Source organism: Pseudomonas chaetocerotis, assembly GCF_015712105.2.
GTDB classification, from domain to species: Bacteria; Pseudomonadota; Gammaproteobacteria; order Pseudomonadales; family Pseudomonadaceae; genus Aquipseudomonas; species Aquipseudomonas chaetocerotis.
Genome location: NZ_JACFYX020000028.1, coordinates 1 through 2,563 on the forward strand (window position 1 = coordinate 1; position 2,563 = coordinate 2,563).

The 2,563-nt window shown below is 65.9% G+C and carries 1 protein-coding gene; it reads right to left on the minus strand.

Annotated elements, in window-relative coordinates; all coding sequences use genetic code 11:
- Positions 1 to 2,563: Tn3-like element TnAs1 family transposase (locus tag H3221_RS25470; protein WP_224490810.1), on the minus strand; the 2,563-nt coding region annotated here is incomplete at both ends.

Sequence of the window (2,563 nt, forward strand, 5' to 3'; positions counted from 1 at the left end):
TTCAACACTTTGCAGCCAGTCCAGGATGAACAGCGTGCGCTCGATCCGGCCCAGCTCGCGCAGGGCCACGGCCAGTCCGTTCTGGCGCGGGTAGCTGCCGAGCTTGCGCAGCATCAGCGAGGCGGTGACGGTGCCCTGCTTGATCGAGCTGGCCAGGCGCAGGATGTCGTCCCAGTGGGCACGCACGTGCTTGATGTTCAGGGTGCCGCCGATCAGCGGGCGCAACGTCGGGTAGGCTTGCACGCCCTGCGGCACGTACAGCTTGGTTTCGCCGAGGTCGCGGATGCGCGGCGCGAAGCGGAAGCCTAGCAGGTGCATCAGGGCAAAGACGTGATCGGTGAAGCCGGCCGTGTCGGTGTAGTGCTCCTCGATCCGCAGGTCGGACTCGTGGTACAGCAGGCCGTCGAGCACATAGGTGGAATCGCGGACGCCGACATTCACCACGCGGGTGCTGAACGGCGCGTACTGGTCGGAGATATGGGTATAGAACAGCCGTCCCGGCTCGCTACCGTACTTCGGGTTGACGTGCCCGGTGCTCTCGCCCCGGCCACCCGCGCGGAAGCGCTGGCCATCGGAGGATGAGGTCGTGCCGTCGCCCCAGTGGGCGGCAAAGGCGTGGCGATACTGGTGGTTGACCAGCTCGGCCAAGGCCGCCGAATAGGTTTCGTCGCGGATGTGCCAGGCTTGCAGCCAGGACAGCTTGGCGTAGGTCAGGCCGGGGCTCGACTCGGCCATCTTGGTCAGCCCGAGGTTGATCGCATCACCGAGGATTGCGGACAGCAGCAACGTCCTGTCTTTGGCCTCGGCCCCGTCCTTCAAGTGGGTGAAGTGGCGGCTGAAGCCCGTCCAGTCGTCCACGTCCATCAGCAGTTCGGTGATCTTGATGCGCGGCAGTAACTGGCTGGTTTGGTCGATCAGCGCCTGCGCCCGATCCGGCACCGCCGCATCCAGCGGGGTGATTTTCAGCCCTGACTCGGTGAGGATGGCATCGGGCAGCTCGTTGTCCTTGGCCAGGCGGGTGACGGTGGCCAACTGCTCGTCCAGCAGCTGCAAACGCTCTTCCAGGTACTGGTCGCTGTTCGGGTTGATCGCCAGGGGCAGGGCCTGCTCGCGCTTGAGTGCGGCGAACTTCTCGGCCGGCAGCAGGTAGTCGTCGAAGTCGCGGAACTGCCGCGAGCCCTTGACCCAGATGTCGCCGGAGCGCAGGGCGTTCTTCAGCTCGGACAGGGCGCAGATTTCGTAGAATTTCCGGTCGAGGCCTTCCGGGGTGATCACCAGCGGCTTCCAGCGCGGCTTGATGAAGGCCGTGGGTGCATCGGCCGGCACCTTGCGCAGGTTGTCGGCGTTCATCTCACGCAGGGTCTGCACGGCTGCCAGCACGCCTTGCGCGGCCGGCGCGGCGCGCAGTTCCAGCACCTCCAGCAAGGCCGGCGTGTAACGGCGCAGGGTGGCGAAGTTCTCGCCGACCAGGTGCAGGTGGTCGAAGCCTTCCGGCCGGGCCAGCAGCTCGGCCTCGCTGACGCTCTCGGTGAACTCGTCCCAGGGAATCACCGCCTCGATGGCGGCATAGGGGTCGCTGCCGCTTTCCTTCGCTTCCAGCAGCGCCTGGCCGATCCTGGAGTACAGGCGCACCTTGTCGTTGATCGCCTTGCCCTGCTTCTGGAACTGCTGCTGATGCTTGTGCTTCGCGCCGCTGAACAGCTTGACCAGGATGCGGTCATGCAGATCGACCAGCTCATCGATCACGGTCGCGGTGCTCTCCAGCACCACGGCGGCCAGGGTCGCGTAGCGGCGCTGCGGCTCGAACTTACCGAGGTCTTTGGGCGTCATCTGCCCACCCTCGCGGGCCAGCTTGAGCAGGCGGTTCTGGTGGATGTGCCGGCCCAGGCCTTCGGGCAAGTCCACCAACTGAAATGTCTTCAGCCGCTCGATGTGTTCCAGCATGTGCCGAGAGTTGGGTTTCAGCGGTGCCTGGCGCAGCCAGGTCAACCAGGTGATGCTGCTGCCGGCCTTGAGCTTCAACAGCTCGTCCAGCTTGGCCCGATGCGAGTCCGTGAGTGGTTCGACCAGGGCGCGGTAGACCCGCCGATTGGCTCGCGCAATGGCTTCCGAGCAGGCCCGGTCAATCACGCTCAGCGCCGGCAGGATGCGTCGTTTCTGCCGTAGGCTCTCCAGGGCCTGACCGGCCAGCAGCAAGCCTTTGTCGGTCTGCTGGGCCAGCTCGGTTAGCTCGCGCACCAGGGCGCGGAAGTCGGACAGGCCGAACGGGGCCAGTTGCAGGTAGGTGCGCAGTTCCTGGGCATGCTCGCGACGGGTCACGTCGCGCTCGCCGTACTTTGCCCAGCTCGCCGGCTCGGCCTGGACTTGCTTCGCCACCCACAGGATGACCGGCTCGGGCAGCTCGCTGTCGGTTCCCAGCGCGTAACCGGGGTAGCGCAGCAGGCAGAGCTGCACGGCGAAGCCGAGGCGGTTGGCGTCGCCGCGTCGCTGGCGGATCAGCGACAGGTCGGAGTCGTTGAAGGTGTAGTAGCGGATCAGGTCATCCTGGCTTTCCGGCAGCGCA